Origin of the sequence: Aurantimonas sp. E1-2-R+4 (assembly GCF_036549515.1) — a bacterium.
Lineage (GTDB): Bacteria > Pseudomonadota > Alphaproteobacteria > Rhizobiales > Rhizobiaceae > Aurantimonas > Aurantimonas coralicida_A.
In genome coordinates this window covers 233377-253029 of sequence record NZ_JAZHLK010000001.1, presented here as the reverse complement: position 1 = coordinate 253029, position 19653 = coordinate 233377, and the positions used below count along the sequence as shown (strand labels likewise).

The following is a 19653-nucleotide window of genomic DNA, read 5'->3' as shown; positions in this document are numbered from 1 at the left end:
GTTCAGGCGGCGAGATCGTCGCCCTTGCGGATCGCGCAGCCGGTGATCTTCATCGACCCGTCCGCCGCCTGGCGATCCAGCTCTGCCCGTTCTGGTCGGTGAGATAGACCTCCTGACGGAAGCCCACGCCCTCGGCCTTCAGTGCGCCGAAGACGGTGTTGCTGGACCGGTAGACCGGGTCATAGCCCGACCGGACCATGCCCATGAAGATTTGCGGCGAGGGAAACATCGCCTGAATATTCGGTGCGGCATAGGAATAGGCGCTCGCGCCGTCGTCGGAACGAAAGGCCTCGAGCTGGCCGGATATCGCGGCCCGCACATCTGACGCATCGCCCGCGCGGGCAGGGAAGGCGAGAACCATCGCCGTCAGCGCCACCGTCGCCATCAGCATGACCAGACGACTCGCCATCGCTTACTCCTTTCGCGTCACACGAAAAGGATCGAACGGAACCGTCGCGGCGGCAACCGTCGACGCTCAATTCCGCGTGATGGCGCATGCCACGTTGCTCGCAAGGCCCAGCGGGCGCCGGTTTCAGCCGTCGTTCGCCGAATTCAGGTCTTCGGGCCGCCGGCCTTCGTCGGGATGGGCGACATGGGCCACGACCTTGCGGTGGCTGGTGCTGGCAAGCGTGACGATGTCGAGCTCCACCCGCACGCCGAGATCGGCGGCGGCGTTCACCGCGTCGGTCAGCGCTGCCGCGGATTCCATCACATCGTCGATTGCCGCCTGCATCGTGCCTGTGACGTGCGATTCAAGAATTTCTTTTGTCATGGGATTAAAATGGAAATCGAAGGGCGTTTGGACAAGGACGGTTGCGTCGCATCGTCGCCGATAAGGGCGAATCCGTACGAACGGACATCGCACCGCGTGTTCAAGACCTAGAGGCCATGCTCAAATGAGGCCGGTGCGCGAGGCGATGTAGCGGTTGGGAGCCGCTACACCGCCCACCTTCCCGACGAGGTTGTGCCCACCGTGAGAAGCACTTCTTCCCTAACGGAATTTCCGAAATGGCGCAATCTGTGTCGAATGGTCCGCTGCGAAACGTCGACTTGCTGAATGCCCGTCTGGTGACGGGCAAAATATAGCGGCATCGCCGGTTAACGGTGATCGGTTATGCCCGATCAGTCCTGCCGACGCCCCTCCTGCATCTCTTGGCCCCGCAGAACCAAACTGAAATATTGCTCCCAACTCGATCGCAGGGACAACAGATTGTCGGTCAGCGCGGCCGAAACTCCAGCCAACTCTTCCAATGTATTGACGCTCGCGTCGAACCGCTCGGTGAGATTTCCCGTCACATCGCCATTCTTGGTGCTCTCCATGAGCAGCGCGAGCGCCTTCCCGTCGGCAATTGCCTCCTCGGCGGTCTTGGCCAATGTCTCGAGCAGCGCGCCGCGTTCCGCTTCCAGCGTTTCCAACAGAGGACGCTGCTGCGCGATGGCGCGGGACATGTTCCGCCATTCGCGCGCGCGCTCGTCGAGGTCGTCCCGCACACCGAGAAACCCGCCTGCGATTCGACGCGGTAGCGCCACCGGCGTCGCCTCTTTCGGATTGGCGCGGACTGAAGAATTCTTCGGTGACTGCGACACAGCCTTGCCGAATTCGTCGCTCAACTCTCTTTCAAGAGTGTCGGCGATATCGTTCGATGAATTGTCGGTATTGTCTTTGGCCATTTCGAAACTCCGATCTCATCTGCCTAAATAGGCAACGGCTCACGGACCAATCCACTGAATTATCGCGCCGTGGTTAATCGCAAGCACTCGGCCGTCCGGAAAATTCGGTCCCGATGGCGATAGACCGAGGCGTGAATTCGACAAGCAATGCCGCCCACCGCCGCAGGCTATCAGCACTGCCGCGCACGTTGCACCCCTGCGGGAAGAACGCGGCGAGCGTTCGAACAAAAGCCATATCGATCCGGCGTCAAGACGACGGTAGCTTTCGGCTTGCCTGCTTCATGCGAGACAATTCGGGATATCGGCTGGAACAGTAAAGTGTGCAGGCCATCGACAACCCGTTCGGCACGCGGTTGTCACCCATGTCTTAGGTACGCTCTGTTACCCATGTCTCCGGGCCGGACAGGGGGGGCTGGTGAGCGCGCAGGGACTCGAACCCTGGACCTACAGATTAAAAGTCCGTTGCTCTACCAACTGAGCTACGCGCTCGAACCGCCGGGGCGCGAGCGACCCGGCGAGAACGGGCGGAACATAGAAAGGCGGCATATGCCGGTCAACCGGAAATCGCCGCCCCCGGTGACGGATTTGCGATTTGCCGTGCGGCGCTCGGGCAATTAAGACCCGGCCGACGGTCCGCGTCCCAGATCGTCGCCCTCAAAATGCGGTTTCGCGCCCAGTGAAGCCGGTGTCGGGCGACCCGCGAATCGGATCAATGCGATAGAACCGAGGCATGCCTTGCTCGCCGAACTTTCCTACCCGACAGCTATCTTCGCGGGAGCACTCTCGTTCCTGTCGCCCTGCGTCTTGCCGCTTGTGCCGCCCTATCTGTGCTACATGGCGGGCGTCTCCGCCGACGAGTTACGCGCCGGGCCACAGCTCGGCTCGGCTCGCTATACGCGGCTGATCGTGACCTCGCTCGTCTTCGTGCTTGGCTTTTCGACGGTGTTCGTGGCGCTCGGCGCCGGCGCCAGCACGATCGGACAGGTTCTTCGGCAAAATCTCGATTGGCTCGGCATTGTCGCCGGCGTCGCGATCATCATCATGGGACTGAATTTTCTTGGAGTCTTCCGGCTGTCCTTCCTGTCGAAGGAAGCCCGGCTGACCGCGCCCGACAAGCCGCGCAGTGTCGTCGGTGCCTATCTGATGGGGCTGGCCTTCGCCTTCGGCTGGACGCCGTGCATCGGGCCGGTGCTCGGGGCAATTCTCGGCCTGGCCGGCGCCAAGGGCACGGTCGGGGAGGGGGCGCTGATGCTCACCTTCTACTCGGCCGGGCTCGGCATTCCGTTCATCCTCGCGGCGGCCTTCTCCGGAGCCTTCTTCCGCTGGATGAACGGCTTCAAGGCGCATCTCGCCACGGTGGAGAAGGTGATGGGAGGCCTTTTGGTCGTTACCGGCCTCCTGTTCCTGACCGGCAGCATGCAGACGATGTCGTTCTGGCTGCTGGAGAATTTCCCGGTGTTCCAGACCATCGGCTGATCGCGGCGGCCGACACATCCTTTTTCGGCCAGCCTGTGCTATGGCCTCGCCGTCTTGATGTGATTTTTGCGAGTTGCCGATGGCGAGAAGCTGCCTGTCGATCATTCTGGCTGCCGGCGAAGGCACCCGAATGAAATCGTCCCAATCCAAGGTGCTGCACGCGGTGGCGGGGCTGGAGATGATCCGGCACGTCGCCCGTGCGGCACGAGATGCCGGCTCGAACCGCGTCGCCGTCGTCGTTGGGCGTGACGGCGAGACCGTCGCGGCGGCCGTGCGCCAGGATATCGCCGAGGTCGCGACCTATCCGCAGACCGAGCGGCTGGGCACGGCCCACGCGGTGTTGGCCGCGCGCGACGCTATCGCCGAAGGTCGCGACGATGTCCTCGTCTTGTTCGGCGATACGCCGCTGATCCGACCGGAAACCCTGACGCGAGCCCGAGCCGTACTCGCCGAAGGGGCGGAAATTTGCGTCGTCGGATTTCGGCCCACCGATCCGACCGGCTACGGCCGGCTGATCGAAGAGGGCGGCGAACTTGTCGCGATCCGCGAAGAGAAGGACGCCAGCGACGCCGAACGCGCCGTCGACTTCTGCAATGCCGGCGTCATGGCGTTCGCCGGCGAACGCGCGCTCGCCATGCTCGACGCGATCGGCAACGACAACGCCAAGGGCGAATATTACCTGACCGATCTGGTCGAGATCGCTCGCCGCGCCGGCCGCAGCGTCAAGGCCATCGAAGCCGATGCCGACGAGGTGCTCGGCGTCAACTCGCGGCTGGAACTCGCCGCCGTCGAAGCGCTCTGGCAGGCTGCGCGGCGACGCCAGGCGATGCTCGACGGGGTGACGCTGATGGATCCGGCGAGCGTGTTCTTTGCCCATGACACGGACATCGCCGCCGACGCCTTCGTGGAGCCGAATGTCGTCTTCGGCCCAGGCGTGACCGTGGCCGCCGGCGCCGTGATCCACGCCTTCTCCCATATCGAGGGCGCGACGGTGGGCGAGGGGGCCTCGATCGGACCGTTCGCGCGCTTGCGGCCCGGCACGCGGCTCGCGGAAAACACCAAGGTCGGCAATTTCTGCGAGGTGAAGAACGCCCAGTTCGCCGCCGGCGCCAAGGTCAATCATCTCAGCTATGTGGGCGATGCGACCGTGGGTGCGAAAGCCAATATCGGCGCGGGCACGATCACCTGCAATTACGACGGCGCGCTGAAGCATCTGACCGAAATCGGCAAAGGCGCCTTCATCGGATCGAACTCCGCGCTCGTCGCACCGGTGCGGGTGGGCGACGGCGCCTATGTCGGGACGGGAAGCGTGGTGACGGACGATGTGCCGGACGGAGCACTGGCGATCGCACGCGGACGGCAGGTGACCAAGCCCGATCGCGGCCGCCAGATCACCGAACGCAATGCGGCGGCGAAAGCCGCCAAAAGCGCCAAACAGCCCGACCCGGCGTAATCTCGCGACACCAAACGTGAATCCCGGCAAGCGGCCGTGGACGCTAGAATCTCGTCCATCTCGTCCATCTCGTCGTCCCGCCGCTTCGTTCGAGCGACATATCCAAGGACCATCCCATGTGCGGAATCATCGGCATTATCAGTCGCGAACCAGTCGCGGATCGTCTCGTCGACGCGTTGAAGCGCCTGGAATACCGGGGCTATGACTCGGCCGGCGTCGCGACGCTCGAAGCAGGGGTGCTCACCCGCCGCCGGGCCGAGGGCAAGTTGGTCAACCTGGCCAAGCGTCTCGACGACGCGCCGCTCAACGGCACGATCGGCATCGGCCACACCCGCTGGGCGACCCATGGCGCGGCGACCGAGCCAAATGCCCATCCGCATGCGACCGAGGCGCTCGCCGTCGTCCACAACGGCATTATCGAGAACTACCGCGACCTCAAGGCCGAGCTCGAAGCCGAGGGCGTGACCTTCGAAAGCCAGACCGACACCGAGACGATCGCCCACCTGGTGACGCGCGAGCTCAAACGCGGCCTGTCGCCCAAGGATGCCGTCCATGCCGTGCTGGGGCGGCTGGAAGGCGCCTTCTCGCTTGGCTTCCTGTTCAACGGCGAAGAAGATCTCTTGATCGGCGCCCGCCGCGGCAGCCCGCTTGCGGTTGGCGAAGGCGAGGGCGAGATGTTCCTTGGTTCCGACGCGATAGCGCTGTCGCCCTTCACCGACACGGTCCGTTATCTGGAAGAGGGCGATTTCGTCGTCCTGACCCATGACGGGGTGGATATCTTCGACGCGCATGCCAGGCCGGTGACCCGCGAGATCCGGCGCTCTGTCGGCAAGGCGTTCTATGTCGACAAGGGCAATCACCGGCATTTCATGCAGAAGGAAATCTACGAACAGCCGGAGGTGCTGTCTCACACCCTCGGCGCTTTCGTCGATATGACGACCGGGCGAACGCGGATTCCGAACGGACAGGCGCTCGATTTCGCCAAGGTCGACCGGATGGCGCTGTCGGCCTGCGGCACCGGATACTACGCGGCACTGGTCGGCCGTTACTACTTCGAGCGTTATGCTCGGATTCCCTGCGATCTCGATGTCGCGTCGGAATTTCGCTACCGCGAAAGCCCGCTCGGCGACGTCGATCTGGCGTTGTTCGTCTCGCAGTCCGGCGAGACCGCGGACACGCTCGCCTCGCTACGCTACGCCAAGGCCGAGGGGCTGCAAATCGCCTCGGTGGTCAATGTGCAGGAATCGACCATCGCGCGTGAATCCGATTTCGTGCTGCCGACGCTGGCCGGCCCCGAGATCGGCGTCGCGTCGACCAAGGCCTTCACCTGCCAACTGATGGCGCTCGCCGCGCTGGCGATCAAGGCGGGCGTCGACCGGGGGGTGATTTCGCCCGACCGCGAACTTGAACTCACCCGTATTCTGGCCGAAGCGCCGCGGCTGACCAACGAGGCGATCCAGCTCGAAGACCGGATCGAGGTGCTGTCGCGGAACATGGCGACAAAGCGGCACGCACTGTTCCTCGGACGGGGCTTCTCCTTCCCGCTGGCAATGGAAGGTGCGCTGAAGCTCAAGGAGATCAGCTACATCCACGCCGAAGGCTACGCGGCCGGCGAATTGAAGCACGGGCCGATCGCCTTGATCGACGAGACCATGCCGGTCGTCGTCATCGCACCCCACGACCGGAGTTTCGAAAAGACGGTCTCCAACATGCAGGAGGTCGCGGCGCGCGGCGGCGAGATCATCCTGATCACCGACGTCAAAGGCGCGGCCAGCGGCGCGGTGGAGGGCGCTGAGATGATCGTCCTGCCGGACATGCCGGAAATCCTGACCCCGATCGTCTACGCGATCCCCTTGCAATTGCTCGCCTATCACACCGCCATCCAGATGGGCACGGATGTCGACCAGCCGCGCAATCTGGCGAAGTCGGTCACCGTCGAATAAGCCGAGCCGTCGTCTTCGCAATTGCGGCAATCATCTTGCAATTGCAGTGTCGGATCGCGATGTTTCAATCGCTTGGCGTCTGCGGCGCCTTTGCAGGGCGCCGTACTGGCGCTAGGGATTATTGGCGATAATGGCTCGTCTGCGTAATTATTTCCTGACCGGGTTCATCGTCTGCGCGCCGCTGGCGATCACGGCTTGGATCACTTGGTCGTTCATGGGCTGGGTCGATGGCTGGGTGAAGCCCTATATCCCGGTCCAATATCTTCCCGATTCCTATCTGCCCTTTGCCGTCCCGGGTTTCGGCCTGATCGTGGCGCTGGTGCTGATCACCTTGGTTGGCTTCCTGACCGCCAATTTCATCGGCCGGACGGTGGTCCGATGGGGCGAGCACCTGCTCAGCCGAACGCCGTTGGTGCGCTCCGTCTACACGGCGCTCAAGCAGATTTTCGAGACGGTCCTCGCCGACCGGTCGTCGTCGTTTAAGACAGCGGCACTGATGGAATATCCGCGCAAGGGCGTGTGGTGTCTCGTCTTCGTGGCGACGACCGCCCGCGGCGAGATCGCGACGGTGCTTTCCGACCAGGGCGAGGAAATGCTCGCCGTCTTCCTGCCGCCGACACCCAACCCCACGTCGGGCTTCCTGCTCTTCGTGCCGCGGGAGGACGTGCGGGTGCTCGATATGAGCATCGAGGCGGCGTTGCGGCTGGTCATTTCGGCAGGGCTGGTGTCGCCGGATGAGGTGGTGCGCCAGGACAAGCCGGTCAGCATGGCGAAAGCCTCGCGCGTGGTCGCCGCGCGCGAGAAGCGGACCGAGCGGCCGATCGAGCCGGCCGAGTAGCGCCACCGATGCTCTAACCGGAGCGCAGCAGCCGCACCGCCTCGTCCTTGCCGAACAGATAGAGGAGCGTGCGGAGCGCTTCGCCGCGCTCGGATTTCAGATCGCCGTCGGTCGCGAGGATCAACCGCGCATCATCGCGGGCTATCTCCATCAGATGGGCGTGATGTTCCATCGAGGCGATTCGGAAGAACGGCATGCCCGACTGCTGGGTCCCGAGGAGATCGCCTTCGCCGCGCAGCTTCAGATCCTCCTCGGCGATGCGGAAGCCGTCCTCGGTTTCCCGCATGACCGCGATGCGGGCCGCCGCCGTCTCGCCGAGCGGCGCGCGATATAAAAGCACGCAGGACGAGGCCTTCTCACCGCGTCCAACCCGGCCGCGCAGCTGGTGCAGTTGCGACAGGCCGAAGCGCTCGGCGTGTTCGATGACGATGATCGAGGCGTCCGGCACGTCGACCCCGACTTCGATCACCGTCGTCGCAACGACGAGTTTCGTGCGCCCGGCCTTGAAGGCGGCCATCGCGGCGTCCTTCTCCTCACCGCTCATCCGGCCGTGGACGAGCCCGACCATGTCCCCGAACAGACCCTTGAGCTGGCGAAACCGCTCCTCGGCCGCCATCAGGTCGCTCTTTTCCGATTCCTCGACCAGCGGACAGACCCAATAAAGCCGGTCGCCAGCCGCCATCGCCCGGCCGGCGCGATCGACGATCTCGTCGAGCCGCTCCATCGGTACGGCGACGGTGGTGATCGGTTTGCGCCCGGCGGGTTTGCCTTCAAGCCGCGAGACATCCATGTCGCCGAAGGCGGCAAGGACGAGGGTGCGCGGGATCGGCGTCGCGGTCATCACCAGCAGATCGGCCGCGCGTCCCTTGGCGGTCAGGCTCAGCCGTTGGTGAACGCCGAAGCGATGCTGCTCGTCGACGACGACGAGGCCGAGATCGCGGTACTCGACCCCCTCCTGAAACAGCGCGTGGGTTCCGACGACGATCTGCGCCTCGCCCGAGCCGATGGCTTCGAGTTTGGCGGCCCGCGCCTTGCCGGTATCGCGGCCGGTGAGGAGGATGATCTTTAGCCCGACCGCCTCGCAGAGCTTCGAGAGGCTATCGAAATGCTGGCGCGCCAGAATTTCGGTCGGGGCAAGCAGCGCCGATTGCGCCCCGGCCTCGGCCGCCGTTGCCATCGCCATCAGCGCGACTACCGTCTTGCCTGCGCCAACATCGCCCTGCAGCAGGCGCAGCATCCGGTCCTCGTCCGCCATATCAGCGAGGATCTCGGCGATGACACCTTGCTGGGCTGCCGTGAGAACGAAGGGAAGCGCCGCCCGAAGCCGCGCCGCAAGGGCGCCGGAGCCGGTGAGCGGGCGGCCGCGCGCCTTCTTCATGCGTTGCCGCGACAGCGCGAGAGCCAATTGGCTGGCCAGGAACTCGTCATAGGCGAGCCGGCTGAAGGCGGCGCCCTCGGGCGCCAGATCGCGTTCGTCGGACGGATCGTGCAGGCGCTTCAGCGCGGCTCCGAAGTCCGGGAAGCCGTGCTTGGCGACGATCGACGGATCGATCCACTCCCGGATCGTCGGCAGGCGCTCCACTGCCTGGCCTATCGCCTTGCGCAGGATCTTGGGCGAGAGCCCGGCGGTCATCGGATAGACCGGTTCGACCAGGGATAGTGATTCGGCTTCGTCAACCGACGCTACGAAGTCGGGATGGACCATCGACGGGCGGCCGTTGAACCACTCCACCCGGCCGGACACGATCATCGTCTCGCCGATTGGTAGGAGCTTTTCTAGCCAGCCGGATTGACCGCGGAAATAGGTGAGGGCGATCTCGCCGGTCGCGTCCTGGGCGAACACCTTGTATGGCGCCGATTTCGCCGCCCGTCCGGGCGTCTGGTGGCGGTCGATGCGAACCGTCAGCGTCACGATCCCGCCCTCCGGTGCGGTCGCGATTTCGGCGCGCTTGCGCCGGTCGATCAGGCCGGTCGGAAGGTGGAACAGGAGGTCGCGGACGCGCACGGTCTCGCCGGTTCCGACCAGCAGCGTCTGGAACTGGTTTGCGACCTTGGGTCCCACGCCTTCCAGCGTCGTCACGGGGGCAAACAGCGGGTCGAGGATCGAAGGGCGCATCGAGGGCGAGGTTTAGTCGGATATGGGCCGATGGCAAGGCTGACAGGGCCGGTCCAGCCCTATATAGAAGCCTTACTCACACGACAGGTTCGATATGACTGGTATGCAGCGCTCTTCGAGCGATCTCGACGTCCGCCGCCGCAAGGCGTTGTTCCGGTCCTGGCATCGGGGCATCCGCGAGATGGATCTGGTGCTCGGCCGTTTCGCCGACGCCGAGATCGACCGTCTGACCGACGCCGAGCTCCACGACTACGAGCAATTGATGGAAGCGCCCGACCGCGATCTTTTTCAGTGGCTGACCGGGGAAACGGCAACGCCGGCGAATTTCGACACCAGCGTGTTCCGGCGGATTCGGGACTTCCACGTGGTGGAGGAGGAGCCTCGGCCATGAGTCTGCCTGAGCCGTTGAAAAGAGCGCTGACGAAAGGCGCGGGCCTTGAGATCGGCAACGTCCTCGACGGCTACGAGGCGTTTCTTCTCGCCGATATCGCGCGCCTACGCGGCACGAAGAAGCCGGTGGTCTACGTCATGCGCGACGGCAACCGGATTGGCGAACTCGAGGACGCGCTCAAATTCGTGGCGCCCGAGCTGCCGGTGCTGACGCTGCCTGGCTGGGATTGCCTGCCCTACGACCGGGTCGGACCCTCGGGCGAGGTGGCGGCGCGCCGCCTATCGGCGATGGCCGCGCTCGGGGCGTTGCGCCGCGAACCGCACCGCGCGCTGATTCTCACGACGGCGAACGCGCTGTTGCAGAAGATGCCGCCGGCCGCTGTTCTCGGCGAGGAAACGATCGCGGCCAAGGCCGGCAACCGCATCGCCATGGAAGACATCGTGCGCGCCCTCCAGCGCGGCGGTTTCGATCGGGTCGCCACCGTGCGCGAGCGCGGCGAATTCGCGGTGCGCGGCGGCATTCTCGATCTCTTCGCGCCGGGCGAGGAGGAGCCGGTGCGCCTCGACTTCTTCGGCGATACGCTGGAGACGATCCGCGGCTTCGACCCCGCGACCCAGCGCACGACCCGGCAATTGCAGAGCTTCGAACTCACGCCGGTCTCCGAGATCACCTTGCGCGAGGAGACGGTCAGCCGCTTCCGTACCAATTACGTCAAGCGCTTCGGCGCCGCACAGCGCAACGACGCGCTCTACAGCTCGATCAGCGAGGGCAAGCGTTTCTCCGGGATGGAGCACTGGTTACCGCTGTTCTACGAAAAGCTCGACACGCTGTTCGACTATTGCCACGGCTTTCCGATGGTTCTCGACCACCTGGCGCTCGAAGCGGTCGGCGAGCGACGCGAGACGATTGGCGATCATTACGAGTCACGCAAACGCAATGCCGGCGAGGCCAGCGGGGAGTCCATTCCCTACCATCCGGTCGATCCGGACGATCTTTATCTGTCGGAGGACGAACTGGCGGGCGGTCTGGCCAGTGCTGACCCGATCCGCCTGTCGGCCTATGGCGCGAGCGACGCCGCCAATCATGTCGTCTTCAATCTCGAGATCAGCCGAGGCCGCAATTTCGCGGCCGAGCGCGCAAGCGGCGACGTCAACGTCTTTCAGGCGGCGGTCGACCATATTGGCCGGCTGCGCGCCGACGGCAAACGCGTGCTGCTAGCGGCCTGGAGCGAGGGCTCGCGAGAGCGCCTCAGCCAGGTCGTCGAGGAACACGGGCTCGAAGGCCTGAAGCCCGTCGACAACCTCAAGAAGCTGAACGAAGCCCCCAAGAACCTCGTCGTGACCGCCGTCCTCGGCATTGAGGCGGGCTTCGAGACCCCCCATCTCGCCGTCGTCGGCGAACAGGACATTCTCGGCGACCGACTGGTGCGGCGGGGCCGCAAAAAGCGCGCCAAGAATTTCATCGCCGAGGTCTCCGGTCTCGACGAGGGCGATATCGTCGTCCATGTCGATCACGGCATCGGCCGCTTCGTCGGCCTGAAGACCATCGAGGCGGCGGGCGCGCCGCACGATTGCCTGGAACTGCGCTATGCCGGCGAGGACCGGCTGTTCCTGCCGGTAGAGAATATCGAGCTGTTGTCGCGCTATGGCGGCGAGGGCTCGGAGGCAATGCTCGACAAGCTTGGCGGCGGCGCCTGGCAGGCCCGTAAGGCCAAGCTGAAGAAGCGCTTGCTCGACATGGCGGACGGGCTGATCCGCATCGCCGCCGCGCGGCAGATGCGCGGCGCGCCGAAGCTGCTACCGCCGGAAGGGCTCACTGACGAATTCGCCGCCCGGTTCCCTTATGAGGAAACCGAGGACCAAATGAACGCCATCGACGCGGTGGCCGACGATCTGGCGCTCGGGCGGCCGATGGACCGGCTGATCTGCGGCGACGTCGGCTTCGGCAAGACCGAGGTGGCGATGCGCTCGGCGTTCATCGCGGCGATGAACGGCCTGCAGGTCGCCGTCGTCGTGCCGACCACTTTGCTGGCCCGCCAGCACTACAAGACCTTCGCGGAGCGCTTCCGCGGCCTGCCGCTGAATGTCGCACAGGCCTCGCGGCTGGTGACGTCGAAGGAACTCGCAGCGACCAAGAAGGGCGTCACCGAAGGCACCGTCGACATCGTCGTCGGCACCCACGCGCTGCTCGGCAAGGCCATCAGCTTCAAGAATCTGGGGCTGCTGATCATCGACGAGGAGCAGCATTTCGGCGTCAAGCACAAGGAGCGGCTCAAGGAGTTGAAATCCGACGTCCACGTGCTGACGCTGTCGGCGACGCCGATCCCGCGCACCTTGCAACTGGCACTGACCGGCGTTCGCGAACTGTCGCTGATCACCACGGCGCCGGTTGACCGCATGGCGGTCCGCACCTTCGTGTCGCCCTTCGATCCGCTGGTGGTGCGCGAGACCTTGCTGCGCGAGCGCTATCGCGGCGGGCAGAGCTTCTATGTCTGTCCGCGCGTCTCCGATCTGGCCGACGTAAAGGCGTTTCTCGATTCGGACGTGCCGGAGCTGAAGGTGGCGACCGCCCACGGCCAGATGGCGGCGGGTGAACTCGACGACATCATGAACGCCTTTTACGAGGGGCAATACGACGTGCTGCTGTCGACGACGATCGTCGAATCCGGTCTCGACATCCCGTCGGCCAACACGATGATCGTCCATCGGGCCGACATGTTCGGCCTGTCGCAGCTTTACCAGCTTCGCGGTCGTGTCGGCCGCTCCAAGGTGCGCGCCTACGCGTTGCTCACCATTCCGGCGAACAAGACGCCGACCAAGGGCGCCGACCGGCGGCTCAAAGTGCTGCAATCGCTCGATACGCTCGGCGCGGGCTTCCAGCTGGCCTCCCACGACCTCGACCAGCGCGGCGCCGGCAATCTGCTCGGCGACGAGCAGTCCGGCCACGTCAAGGAGGTTGGCTTCGAACTCTACCAGCAGATGCTGGAAGAGGCGGTCGCGGAGATGAAGGGCGAAGAGCTGGAGAGCGATGGCCAGTGGTCGCCGCAGATCGCGCTGGGCACCGCGGTGATGATCCCGGAGGGCTACGTGCCCGATCTGCAGCTTCGCATGACGCTCTACCGGCGGCTGGCGGACCTCTCCGACGCGCGCGAGATCGACGCCTTCGGCGCCGAGCTCATCGATCGCTTCGGGCCGTTACCGGCCGAAGTCGAACATCTCCTCAAGGTGGTGTTCATCAAGTCCCTGTGCCGCAAGGCCAATATCGAGAAGCTCGACGCCGGGCCGAAGGGCATCGTCATCACCTTCCGGGAGAAGACCTTCCCCAACCCCGGCGCGCTCGTCCGCTACATCGCCGAGCAGGGCGCGTCGGCGAAGATCCGCGCCGATCAGTCGGTCGTCCTCATCCGCGACTGGCCGACGGCGGACAAGCGGCTCAACGGCGCGGCGACGGTGGCGACCCAACTGGCGCGCTTCGCGGACGAGGTACAGAAAAAGGCTGCGTGACGGAAAGGCGGAAAGGGCCGTATCCCCCTGATGCCCCTTCCACAATTTGGCCGTCTGGGCGGGCGAAGGCGCACGGATGATCAAATATCGTCTCTCGCTTTCCCGGTCCGCCGTCAGGCAGCGTCTTTTCGCCGCGATCGCTGTGTCCCTTGCGATCGCTTCCAGCGCGCATGCCCAGGATGTCGAAGCTGACCAACGCATCGATGCCGATCTCGCAACGCTGGTCGCGATCGAGGACCGCTTGAACGCCGCTGACATTTGCCAGCCGCTCCAGTTCGATCTGCGCACGGTTTCATCGCTCGTCGGCTTGCCGATTCCCGCCTTCATTCCGATCGACACCAATCTCCGTTGGGACCAGAGCCGCCACCGGGTGACGCGTTTCGCATCGACGCCGACCGATGTCGTCCTGGATTTCCGGATGGGGTGCCAACCGAGCACCAATGGCGCGGTTCTCGACTATGTCGGCCTGTCGCCCGACAAGGTCCGGCTCGACGACGCAGTGTCCTGCAAGGGCGAGCGGATGGCGAACGGCGACCTCGATACGCTGGTCTGCACGGTGGAGGGCAAGGTCGGAAAGCTTCTCGCCAACACCATCATCGGCCTGTCCGACAAGGTCGGACGGCTCTTGCCGATGCAGTTGGCCGTAGTGGTTTCGGCCACCCTAGCACAGACGACAGTGCCGGATACCCGGACCGACGCGCCACCCGGTGCCAGCGACCCGGTCGATACCGGCGTGTCGCCGGACGCCGATACCGCGAAGCAGACGCCGACGGCGTCTCAAACGTCAGGCCAAGAGCCATGGCGGCCGCTCGTCGCCCCAGGGCGCGCTATTTTGCGTCCGGCGCCTTCCAGAACGTCGGCAGCTGATAGCCATAAAGCGGCGTCGTTTCGGGGTGCTCAATGAACTTCCAGCGGGCCAGCCACTGCTCCGGCAGGTGGAACAGCGGCACGACATAGTGGCCCGAAATCAGCACCCGGTCATAGGCGCGCACCGCGTCGACGAAGGCCTCGCGGCTACGTGCCGAGACGATCTCGTTAATCAGCTTGTCGAGGGCCGGGTCGGCGACGCCGGCGAAATTAAACGTTCCGTTGGCGTCCTTCGAGATCGATCCCCAGCGATAGACCTGCTCGGCGCCTGGCGACAGCGAGGCGCTGTAGGTCGCGATGATCATGTCGAAGTCGTAGGCTGACTTGCGCGCCTGATACTGGGCGTCGTCGACCTGCCGGATCGTCGTCTGGACGCCGATTCGGTCGAGGGTCCGCTTATAGGCGAGGCCGATCCGCTCCTGTTCCGGCGATTGCACCAGAATCTCGAACGACAGCGGCTTGCCGTCGGGACTGACGAGCGAGCGCCCCTCGAAGCGGTAGCCGGCTTCCTGGAAAGCCTTGGCCGCCGCCTGCAGCACCTTGCGATCGCTGCCGCTGCCATCGGTCGCCGGGGGCGCATAGGTCCCATCCATGACATCCGGATCAATCTGATTGGCATAGTCCGCAAGCAGCGCCTTTTCGGCCTCGGATGCCGGATTGCCGGCACTGGACAGCTCGGAATTCTGGAAGAAGCTCCCCGTCCGTTTGTAGGCGTCGTAATAAAGATTGCGGTTGGCCCATTCGAAGTCGAACAGCATCGACAGCGCCTTCCGGACCGCTCGATCCTCGAAAACCGGCCGGCGGGTGTTGAACACGAAGGCGAGCATGTTCGACGGTGCGCCGGAGGTGAAGGTCTCCTTGACGACGTCGCCGTTCGTCACCGCGGGAAAATCATAGGCCGTGCGCCAATGGTTCGGATCGCCCTCGATATAGACGTAGGACAGCCCCTTCTTGAACGCCTCGAACTGGGCGTTGGAATCGCGAAAATACTCGATGACGATGGTGTCGTAGTTGTCGACGCCTTGCTTGATGGGCAGGTCGCGGCCCCAATAATCCGGGTTCTTCTTGTAGGTGATGCGCTGGCCGGGCTCGACCTTGTCGATCAGATACGGCCCCGAGCCGGTCACCGGCTCCAATGTCGTCCGCTCAAACGTGTCGCGATCGAAGGCGTGCTCGGGAAGCACCGGCAGCCCTGAAATGAGGAGAGGAGTTTCGCGGTCGGCGGTCGCGTCGAAGGTGAAGCGAACGCCGTTTGCGCCAGCCTTCTCGATCTTGACCGCCGGCCGCAGCCAGTTGGCGTACATCGGCCGGCCATGCTCGCGCAGCATCTCGACCGTGAACAGCACGTCCTCCGGCCGGACGGGCTCGCCATCGGAAAATTTCGCCGCCGGATTGAGCTGGAATTCCACGAAGCTGCGCTCGGCGTCGGTCTCGACGGTTTCGGCAAGCAGCCCGTACATGGTGAAGGGTTCGTCCGCCGAGCGCTGCATCATAGGCTCGAAGACCAGATTGCCGAATTCCTTGTCGAACCAGATGCCCCGCGCCGTGGTCAGCGCGCCGCGCACGATCACCGGGTTGAGATTGTCGAAGGTCCCGAAGACGCCGTAACGCATCGTGCCGCCCTGTGGCGCGTCCGGGTTCACAAAGGGCAGACGCTCGAAATTCGCGAGCAGGGCCGGCTCACCCTGCATGGCGATCGCATGCTGAGGCTCGGCCGTACCGGGCACGGTGAACGCCGCGAGAAGAGCCACGACGACAGGCGCCAGGATGCTCGCGCGGCGCTTGGCTGAAAAAAGGATCTGCATGCGGATGGACGAGCTCCCGATGGTTGTCTGCGTTTCGCGATTCTAACGGCAAAGCCCTGTCTTGCCTACCGCGACAACGGCGGGCGCAGCGCAACCGAGGCCTTCAAACGGCCGCATTTGCGAAACAGGGCGTGGGCCGCTAAGGAACACTGTTTCCCGATTTTGTTTATGCCGAGAGGATTTGAGGCCTGTGACGCACCGTTTGTCGAACGCTTCCACCACGATGCTCGCCGCCGGGCTGGTCGGACTTGCGACGCTTGCCGTCGGCGTTTCAGGGGCGATCGCCCAGGACGCCAAGCCCGCCGCCGGCCAAGCGCGGGCTGCCAACCCCGCACAAGCCCAGGCGATTCCCGCCGAATGGTTCAAGGTCTGCTCGACCCAGGGTGAAAACGAAATCTGCAACACCCAATACACGATGATCGCCGATACGCGGCAGTTGATCACCGCGGTCAACCTGATCAACGTCAAGGGCAAGGTGAACCAGAAGGTCATCCAGGCCGTGGTCCCGACCGGACGGGTCATTCCCGCTGGCGTTCAGATGAAGGTCGACGACGAAAAGCCGCAGACCCTGAACTACTCGGTCTGCTTCGCCGACCGCTGCATCGCCGAGGCTGAACTGACCGACGCCCTGGTCGCTTCGATGAAACGCGGCAAGCAGATGACGGTGACGTCGATCAACTTCCAGCGCCAGGCCAATCCGATCCCGATCAGCCTGTCCGGATTCACCCAGGCCTTCGACGGGGCTCCCAAGGCTGAGCCGGAGCTGGCCCAGCGCCAGAAGGAGCTGAACGAGGCCTTGCAGAAGCAAGCCGACGAGCGGCGCAAGAAGTTCGAGGATGCCCAGAAGGCGGCCAAGGACAACACCGGCGAGGCCAAGCCCGCCGCGCAATAAGCAAGGCCTGGCTCGGCGGGACCATTTTCCGAAGGATCAAACGGCGGCGTCAGCCGCCGTTTGCTTGTCCGCGCGCGGCACGCCGTCTTGCGACTGCGGCAGGTTCAATTGCGGTGGGCACCTTTCAGTTGGTACGAACCATCGATGGGGCCATCGAAGATCTCGCCGATCTGGGGATGGCGAACCGGGACCCCGGTCTCGTCGGGCAGGAGGTTTTGCTCCGAGACATAGGCGATATATTCGCTCTCCGCGTTCTCGGCGAAGAGATGATAGAATGGCTGGTCCTTGCGCGGACGCACGTCCTCTGGGATCGAGTTATACCATTCTTCGGTGTTATCGAACTCTGGATCCACGTCGAAAATGACACCGCGGAACGGATACATGCGATGGCAGACGACTTGTCCAATGAAGAAGCGGGCAGTTTGCATCAAATTCACGACTCCCTTAAGGGACCGGCAATAGCCAATCTCGAAGCGACAACGCAAGCGCGTCTGTCGCCGCCGCCGACGAACCGCACACCGATGACGCGTTTCCTCACACTCCGGACTGCCCGTTGATCGCGATCGTCGGCCTGATCTCGCCGTTCTTCGGCCTGATCGCGCTCGGATTCGCCACCGGTCGGATCGTCCGCCATCCGGTCGACGGGCTCGCCTGGCTCAATGTCTTCATCATCTATATCGCGCTGCCGGCGCTGTTCTTCCAGCTTTTGTCGAAAACCCCGGTCGAAAAGCTCGCCAGCGGCGGCTTTATCGTCGCGACGACGCTGGCAACTTTCGTCATCTTCGCCCTGGGCTTCGCGGTGGCGTTGGCGAGAACGCGGGGCGACATTCCCGTTGCGACGATTCAGGGGCTCGCCGGAGCCTACGGCAATATCGGCTATATGGGTCCGGGACTGGCCCTTGTCGCCATCGGCCCGGAAGCCGCGGTTCCGGTGGCGCTGATCTTTTGTTTCGACAACACCCTGCATTTCACCATGGCGCCGCTGATGATGGCGCTGGGCGGCGATCGCAAGGGATCACCGGCGAAGATCGCGCTCGGCGTAGTGGTCAAGATCGTCACACATCCGTTCATCATCGCGACCGCCCTCGGGGTCGCCGCCGCCATCGTCGGGGCCACGCCGCCGGAGCCTGTGGACCGCTTCCTCCAGCTTCTCGCCAACGCGGCGGCGCCCTGCGCGCTATTCGCGATGGGGGTGACGCTGGCGCTGCGGCCATTGAAACGGGTGCCGGTGGAACTTGGCTATATCGTGCCGATCAAGCTCGTGCTGCATCCGCTTGCCGTGTGGCTGCTGCTGGGATTGTTCGGCAACTTCGATCCGGTCTGGGTGAAGAGCGCGATCCTGCTCGCCAGCCTGCCGACGGCGACCAACGTCTTCGTCATCGCGCAGCAATACGGCGTGTGGGTGGAGCGCGCCTCGGCCTCGGTCCTGGTGACGACGGTGTTCTCCGTCGCCTCGGTCACGCTGTTGCTCTTCCTGATTTCCTCAGGGATCGTTCCGGCCGATCCCTTCGCGTAGTGATCGGGAAACTCCGGCGAGGCCCGCGCCGGGCGACAAACCCTCCCGCATGGCGAACTGGCGCAGAAGCGGAACGCTCCGCATAGCGGCCAACCCGGCGGTCCGCGCGAGCTGCGTGGGCAGGAAGTCGGCGAGAAGCGAGCGGTTGAGAAGATCGACCCCGACGGTGCGCGAGCGGACGTCGGCCCGGCGGGCCGCTTCGTAACGCGACAGCGCCCCTCGCTGACCGGGATCATCGCGGCTTTCGGTGGCGAAACGGACGATCGCCTCGCAATCCCTCAAGCCGAGATTGAGCCCTTGCGCCCCGATCGGCGGAAACGCATGGCCCGCTTCTCCGACGAGAGCGAGGCGTTCGCCGGTCATCCGGTCGACCGATGCCCCGGACAGCGGAAAGCGCTGGATGGGCTCCTCGATTTCCACTGAACCGAGAATTGAATGCATCTTGTCCTCGACCATGCGCGCGAGACGGTTCGGCTTCAGGTCAACGTACAGCTCGGCGAGTTCGGGCTGCTCGACCCACACGAGGGATGAACGCCGGCCGGGCAGCGGCACCTGCGTGAACGGGCCGGCCCGCGTGTGGAATTCCGTCGAGACGGAATGATGATCGAGGCGATGGCGAAAGTTGAAGACGATGGCGCTCTGCGGATAAGTCCATTGCCGGACGCCGATTCCGGCCGCCTCGCGCATTGGCGAGTGTCGTCCGTCCGCCGCAACGACCAGATCGACGCAATAGGACCCGCCATCCTCGAGCGTCACCACGGCCCGGTCGCCTTCGATCTTGAAGCCCCGTGCGGCCGTCTCCCGAACCTCCAGCTTCGGCGCCTCCGCAACGCCCTCGCTGAGCGCCGCCTGGAGATCGGCGTTGAGAACATTGTAGCCGAATGAGGCCAGGCCGATTTCGCTGGCGCGGAACTCCACGACCGGCGCGCGAAACAGGCGTTTGGTGTCGTCGATGAGCCGCATCACCGCCAAGGGCGCCGCTTTTGCGCCGAGCCGATCCATTACGCCCAGACTGGACAAAAAGGCGACAGAATCGCCCAAAAGCGCGGTGCTGCGCCCATCCGGCGTCGACTTCGGCGCGATCAGCACGGTGTCGAAGCCGGCGGCGGCAAAAGCCAGCGCGGTGGCGGTTCCCGCCAACCCGCCCCCGACGACGGCGATCTCTCTACGCTCTGTGGCCAC

At 64.5% G+C, this 19653-nt stretch carries 16 protein-coding genes and 1 tRNA gene; 9 read left to right on the top strand and 8 right to left on the bottom strand.

Going from position 1 to position 19653, the window contains the following annotated elements; genetic code table 11:
- Window positions 1-49 precede the first annotated feature (49 nt).
- The 4 genes from VQ045_RS01185 to VQ045_RS01170 all read right to left on the bottom strand — a co-directional run bounded on the left by VQ045_RS01185 (window position 50) and on the right by VQ045_RS01170 (window position 2160).
- Window positions 50-409, bottom strand: a complete 360-nt coding sequence (locus VQ045_RS01185) for a DUF4864 domain-containing protein (RefSeq protein ID WP_331828873.1) — start codon at window positions 407-409, stop codon at window positions 50-52.
- Window positions 410-532: 123 nt separating this feature from the next.
- A complete protein-coding gene (locus tag VQ045_RS01180) occupies window positions 533-772 on the bottom strand; it encodes a hypothetical protein (RefSeq protein WP_331828872.1) in 240 nt (79 codons plus the stop codon).
- Window positions 773-1122: 350 nt separating this feature from the next.
- A complete protein-coding gene (locus tag VQ045_RS01175; RefSeq protein WP_331828871.1) occupies window positions 1123-1671 on the bottom strand; it encodes a hypothetical protein in 549 nt (182 codons plus the stop codon).
- Between the two features lie 413 nt (window positions 1672-2084).
- Window positions 2085-2160: transfer RNA gene (locus VQ045_RS01170), tRNA-Lys, on the bottom strand.
- 246 nt (window positions 2161-2406) lie between these two features.
- Here VQ045_RS01170 and VQ045_RS01165 point away from each other — a divergent pair.
- The 4 genes from VQ045_RS01165 (at window position 2407) to VQ045_RS01150 (ending at window position 7381) form a co-directional block, all read left to right on the top strand.
- Complete coding sequence (locus VQ045_RS01165; RefSeq protein WP_331828870.1) at window positions 2407-3147, top strand: cytochrome c biogenesis CcdA family protein; 741 nt, start codon at window positions 2407-2409, stop codon at window positions 3145-3147.
- Window positions 3148-3226: 79 nt separating this feature from the next.
- Window positions 3227-4600, top strand: a complete 1374-nt coding sequence (glmU, locus tag VQ045_RS01160) for a bifunctional UDP-N-acetylglucosamine diphosphorylase/glucosamine-1-phosphate N-acetyltransferase GlmU (RefSeq protein ID WP_331828869.1) — start codon at window positions 3227-3229, stop codon at window positions 4598-4600.
- A gap of 116 nt (window positions 4601-4716) precedes the next feature.
- Window positions 4717-6543 carry a glutamine--fructose-6-phosphate transaminase (isomerizing) gene (gene glmS / locus VQ045_RS01155; protein ID WP_327622140.1) on the top strand — a complete coding sequence of 609 codons (1827 nt, stop codon included), beginning with the start codon at window positions 4717-4719 and terminating at the stop codon, window positions 6541-6543.
- Window positions 6544-6673: 130 nt separating this feature from the next.
- Window positions 6674-7381: a DUF502 domain-containing protein gene (locus VQ045_RS01150; protein WP_327622141.1), complete on the top strand. Its 708-nt coding sequence runs from the start codon at window positions 6674-6676 to the stop codon at window positions 7379-7381.
- A gap of 13 nt (window positions 7382-7394) precedes the next feature.
- Here VQ045_RS01150 and recG read toward each other — a convergent pair whose 3' ends face one another.
- Complete coding sequence (gene recG / locus VQ045_RS01145; RefSeq protein ID WP_327622142.1) at window positions 7395-9497, bottom strand: ATP-dependent DNA helicase RecG; 2103 nt, start codon at window positions 9495-9497, stop codon at window positions 7395-7397.
- 94 nt (window positions 9498-9591) lie between these two features.
- Between recG and VQ045_RS01140 the strand changes: the two genes are divergently transcribed.
- The 3 genes from VQ045_RS01140 to VQ045_RS01130 all read left to right on the top strand — a co-directional run bounded on the left by VQ045_RS01140 (window position 9592) and on the right by VQ045_RS01130 (window position 14295).
- Window positions 9592-9888, top strand: a complete 297-nt coding sequence (locus VQ045_RS01140; protein WP_327622143.1) for an FAD assembly factor SdhE — start codon at window positions 9592-9594, stop codon at window positions 9886-9888.
- Window positions 9885-13391, top strand: coding sequence for a transcription-repair coupling factor (mfd, locus tag VQ045_RS01135; RefSeq protein ID WP_331828868.1), 3507 nt, complete (start codon window positions 9885-9887; stop codon window positions 13389-13391). The genes VQ045_RS01140 and mfd overlap by 4 nt, the downstream gene beginning before the upstream one ends.
- Window positions 13392-13467: 76 nt before the next feature.
- Window positions 13468-14295 (top strand): hypothetical protein, encoded by an 828-nt coding sequence (locus VQ045_RS01130; RefSeq protein ID WP_327622145.1) that lies wholly within the window; start codon window positions 13468-13470, stop codon window positions 14293-14295.
- On the opposite strand, the gene VQ045_RS01125 is transcribed toward VQ045_RS01130, so the two are convergent.
- Window positions 14219-16063, bottom strand: a complete 1845-nt coding sequence (locus VQ045_RS01125; protein WP_331828867.1) for an extracellular solute-binding protein — start codon at window positions 16061-16063, stop codon at window positions 14219-14221. The genes VQ045_RS01130 and VQ045_RS01125 overlap by 77 nt on opposite strands.
- A gap of 223 nt (window positions 16064-16286) precedes the next feature.
- Between VQ045_RS01125 and VQ045_RS01120 the strand changes: the two genes are divergently transcribed.
- A complete protein-coding gene (locus tag VQ045_RS01120) occupies window positions 16287-16955 on the top strand; it encodes an invasion associated locus B family protein (RefSeq protein ID WP_327622271.1) in 669 nt (222 codons plus the stop codon).
- 104 nt (window positions 16956-17059) lie between these two features.
- Here VQ045_RS01120 and hspQ read toward each other — a convergent pair whose 3' ends face one another.
- Window positions 17060-17383: a heat shock protein HspQ gene (gene hspQ, locus VQ045_RS01115; protein ID WP_327622147.1), complete on the bottom strand. Its 324-nt coding sequence runs from the start codon at window positions 17381-17383 to the stop codon at window positions 17060-17062.
- A 125-nt stretch (window positions 17384-17508) separates the two neighbouring features.
- Between hspQ and VQ045_RS01110 the strand changes: the two genes are divergently transcribed.
- The gene (locus VQ045_RS01110; protein WP_331828866.1) at window positions 17509-18471 is read left to right on the top strand and encodes an AEC family transporter; all 963 of its coding nucleotides are present in this window, start codon (window positions 17509-17511) and stop codon (window positions 18469-18471) included.
- Here VQ045_RS01110 and VQ045_RS01105 read toward each other — a convergent pair.
- Window positions 18439-19653, bottom strand: a complete 1215-nt coding sequence (locus VQ045_RS01105; protein ID WP_331828865.1) for a UbiH/UbiF family hydroxylase — start codon at window positions 19651-19653, stop codon at window positions 18439-18441. The genes VQ045_RS01110 and VQ045_RS01105 overlap by 33 nt on opposite strands.

Coding starts and splice junctions, on each gene's coding strand:
- VQ045_RS01185 (WP_331828873.1), bottom strand. CDS start 409: ATGGCGAGTCGTCTGGTCATGCTGATGGCGACGGTGGCGCTGACGGCG.
- VQ045_RS01180 (WP_331828872.1), bottom strand. CDS start 772: ATGACAAAAGAAATTCTTGAATCGCACGTCACAGGCACGATGCAGGCG.
- VQ045_RS01175 (WP_331828871.1), bottom strand. CDS start 1,671: ATGGCCAAAGACAATACCGACAATTCATCGAACGATATCGCCGACACT.
- glmU (WP_331828869.1), top strand. CDS start 3,227: ATGGCGAGAAGCTGCCTGTCGATCATTCTGGCTGCCGGCGAAGGCACC.
- glmS (WP_327622140.1), top strand. CDS start 4,717: ATGTGCGGAATCATCGGCATTATCAGTCGCGAACCAGTCGCGGATCGT.
- VQ045_RS01150 (WP_327622141.1), top strand. CDS start 6,674: ATGGCTCGTCTGCGTAATTATTTCCTGACCGGGTTCATCGTCTGCGCG.
- recG (WP_327622142.1), bottom strand. CDS start 9,497: ATGCGCCCTTCGATCCTCGACCCGCTGTTTGCCCCCGTGACGACGCTG.
- VQ045_RS01140 (WP_327622143.1), top strand. CDS start 9,592: ATGACTGGTATGCAGCGCTCTTCGAGCGATCTCGACGTCCGCCGCCGC.
- mfd (WP_331828868.1), top strand. CDS start 9,885: ATGAGTCTGCCTGAGCCGTTGAAAAGAGCGCTGACGAAAGGCGCGGGC.
- VQ045_RS01130 (WP_327622145.1), top strand. CDS start 13,468: ATGATCAAATATCGTCTCTCGCTTTCCCGGTCCGCCGTCAGGCAGCGT.
- VQ045_RS01125 (WP_331828867.1), bottom strand. CDS start 16,063: ATGCAGATCCTTTTTTCAGCCAAGCGCCGCGCGAGCATCCTGGCGCCT.
- VQ045_RS01120 (WP_327622271.1), top strand. CDS start 16,287: ATGCTCGCCGCCGGGCTGGTCGGACTTGCGACGCTTGCCGTCGGCGTT.
- hspQ (WP_327622147.1), bottom strand. CDS start 17,383: ATGCAAACTGCCCGCTTCTTCATTGGACAAGTCGTCTGCCATCGCATG.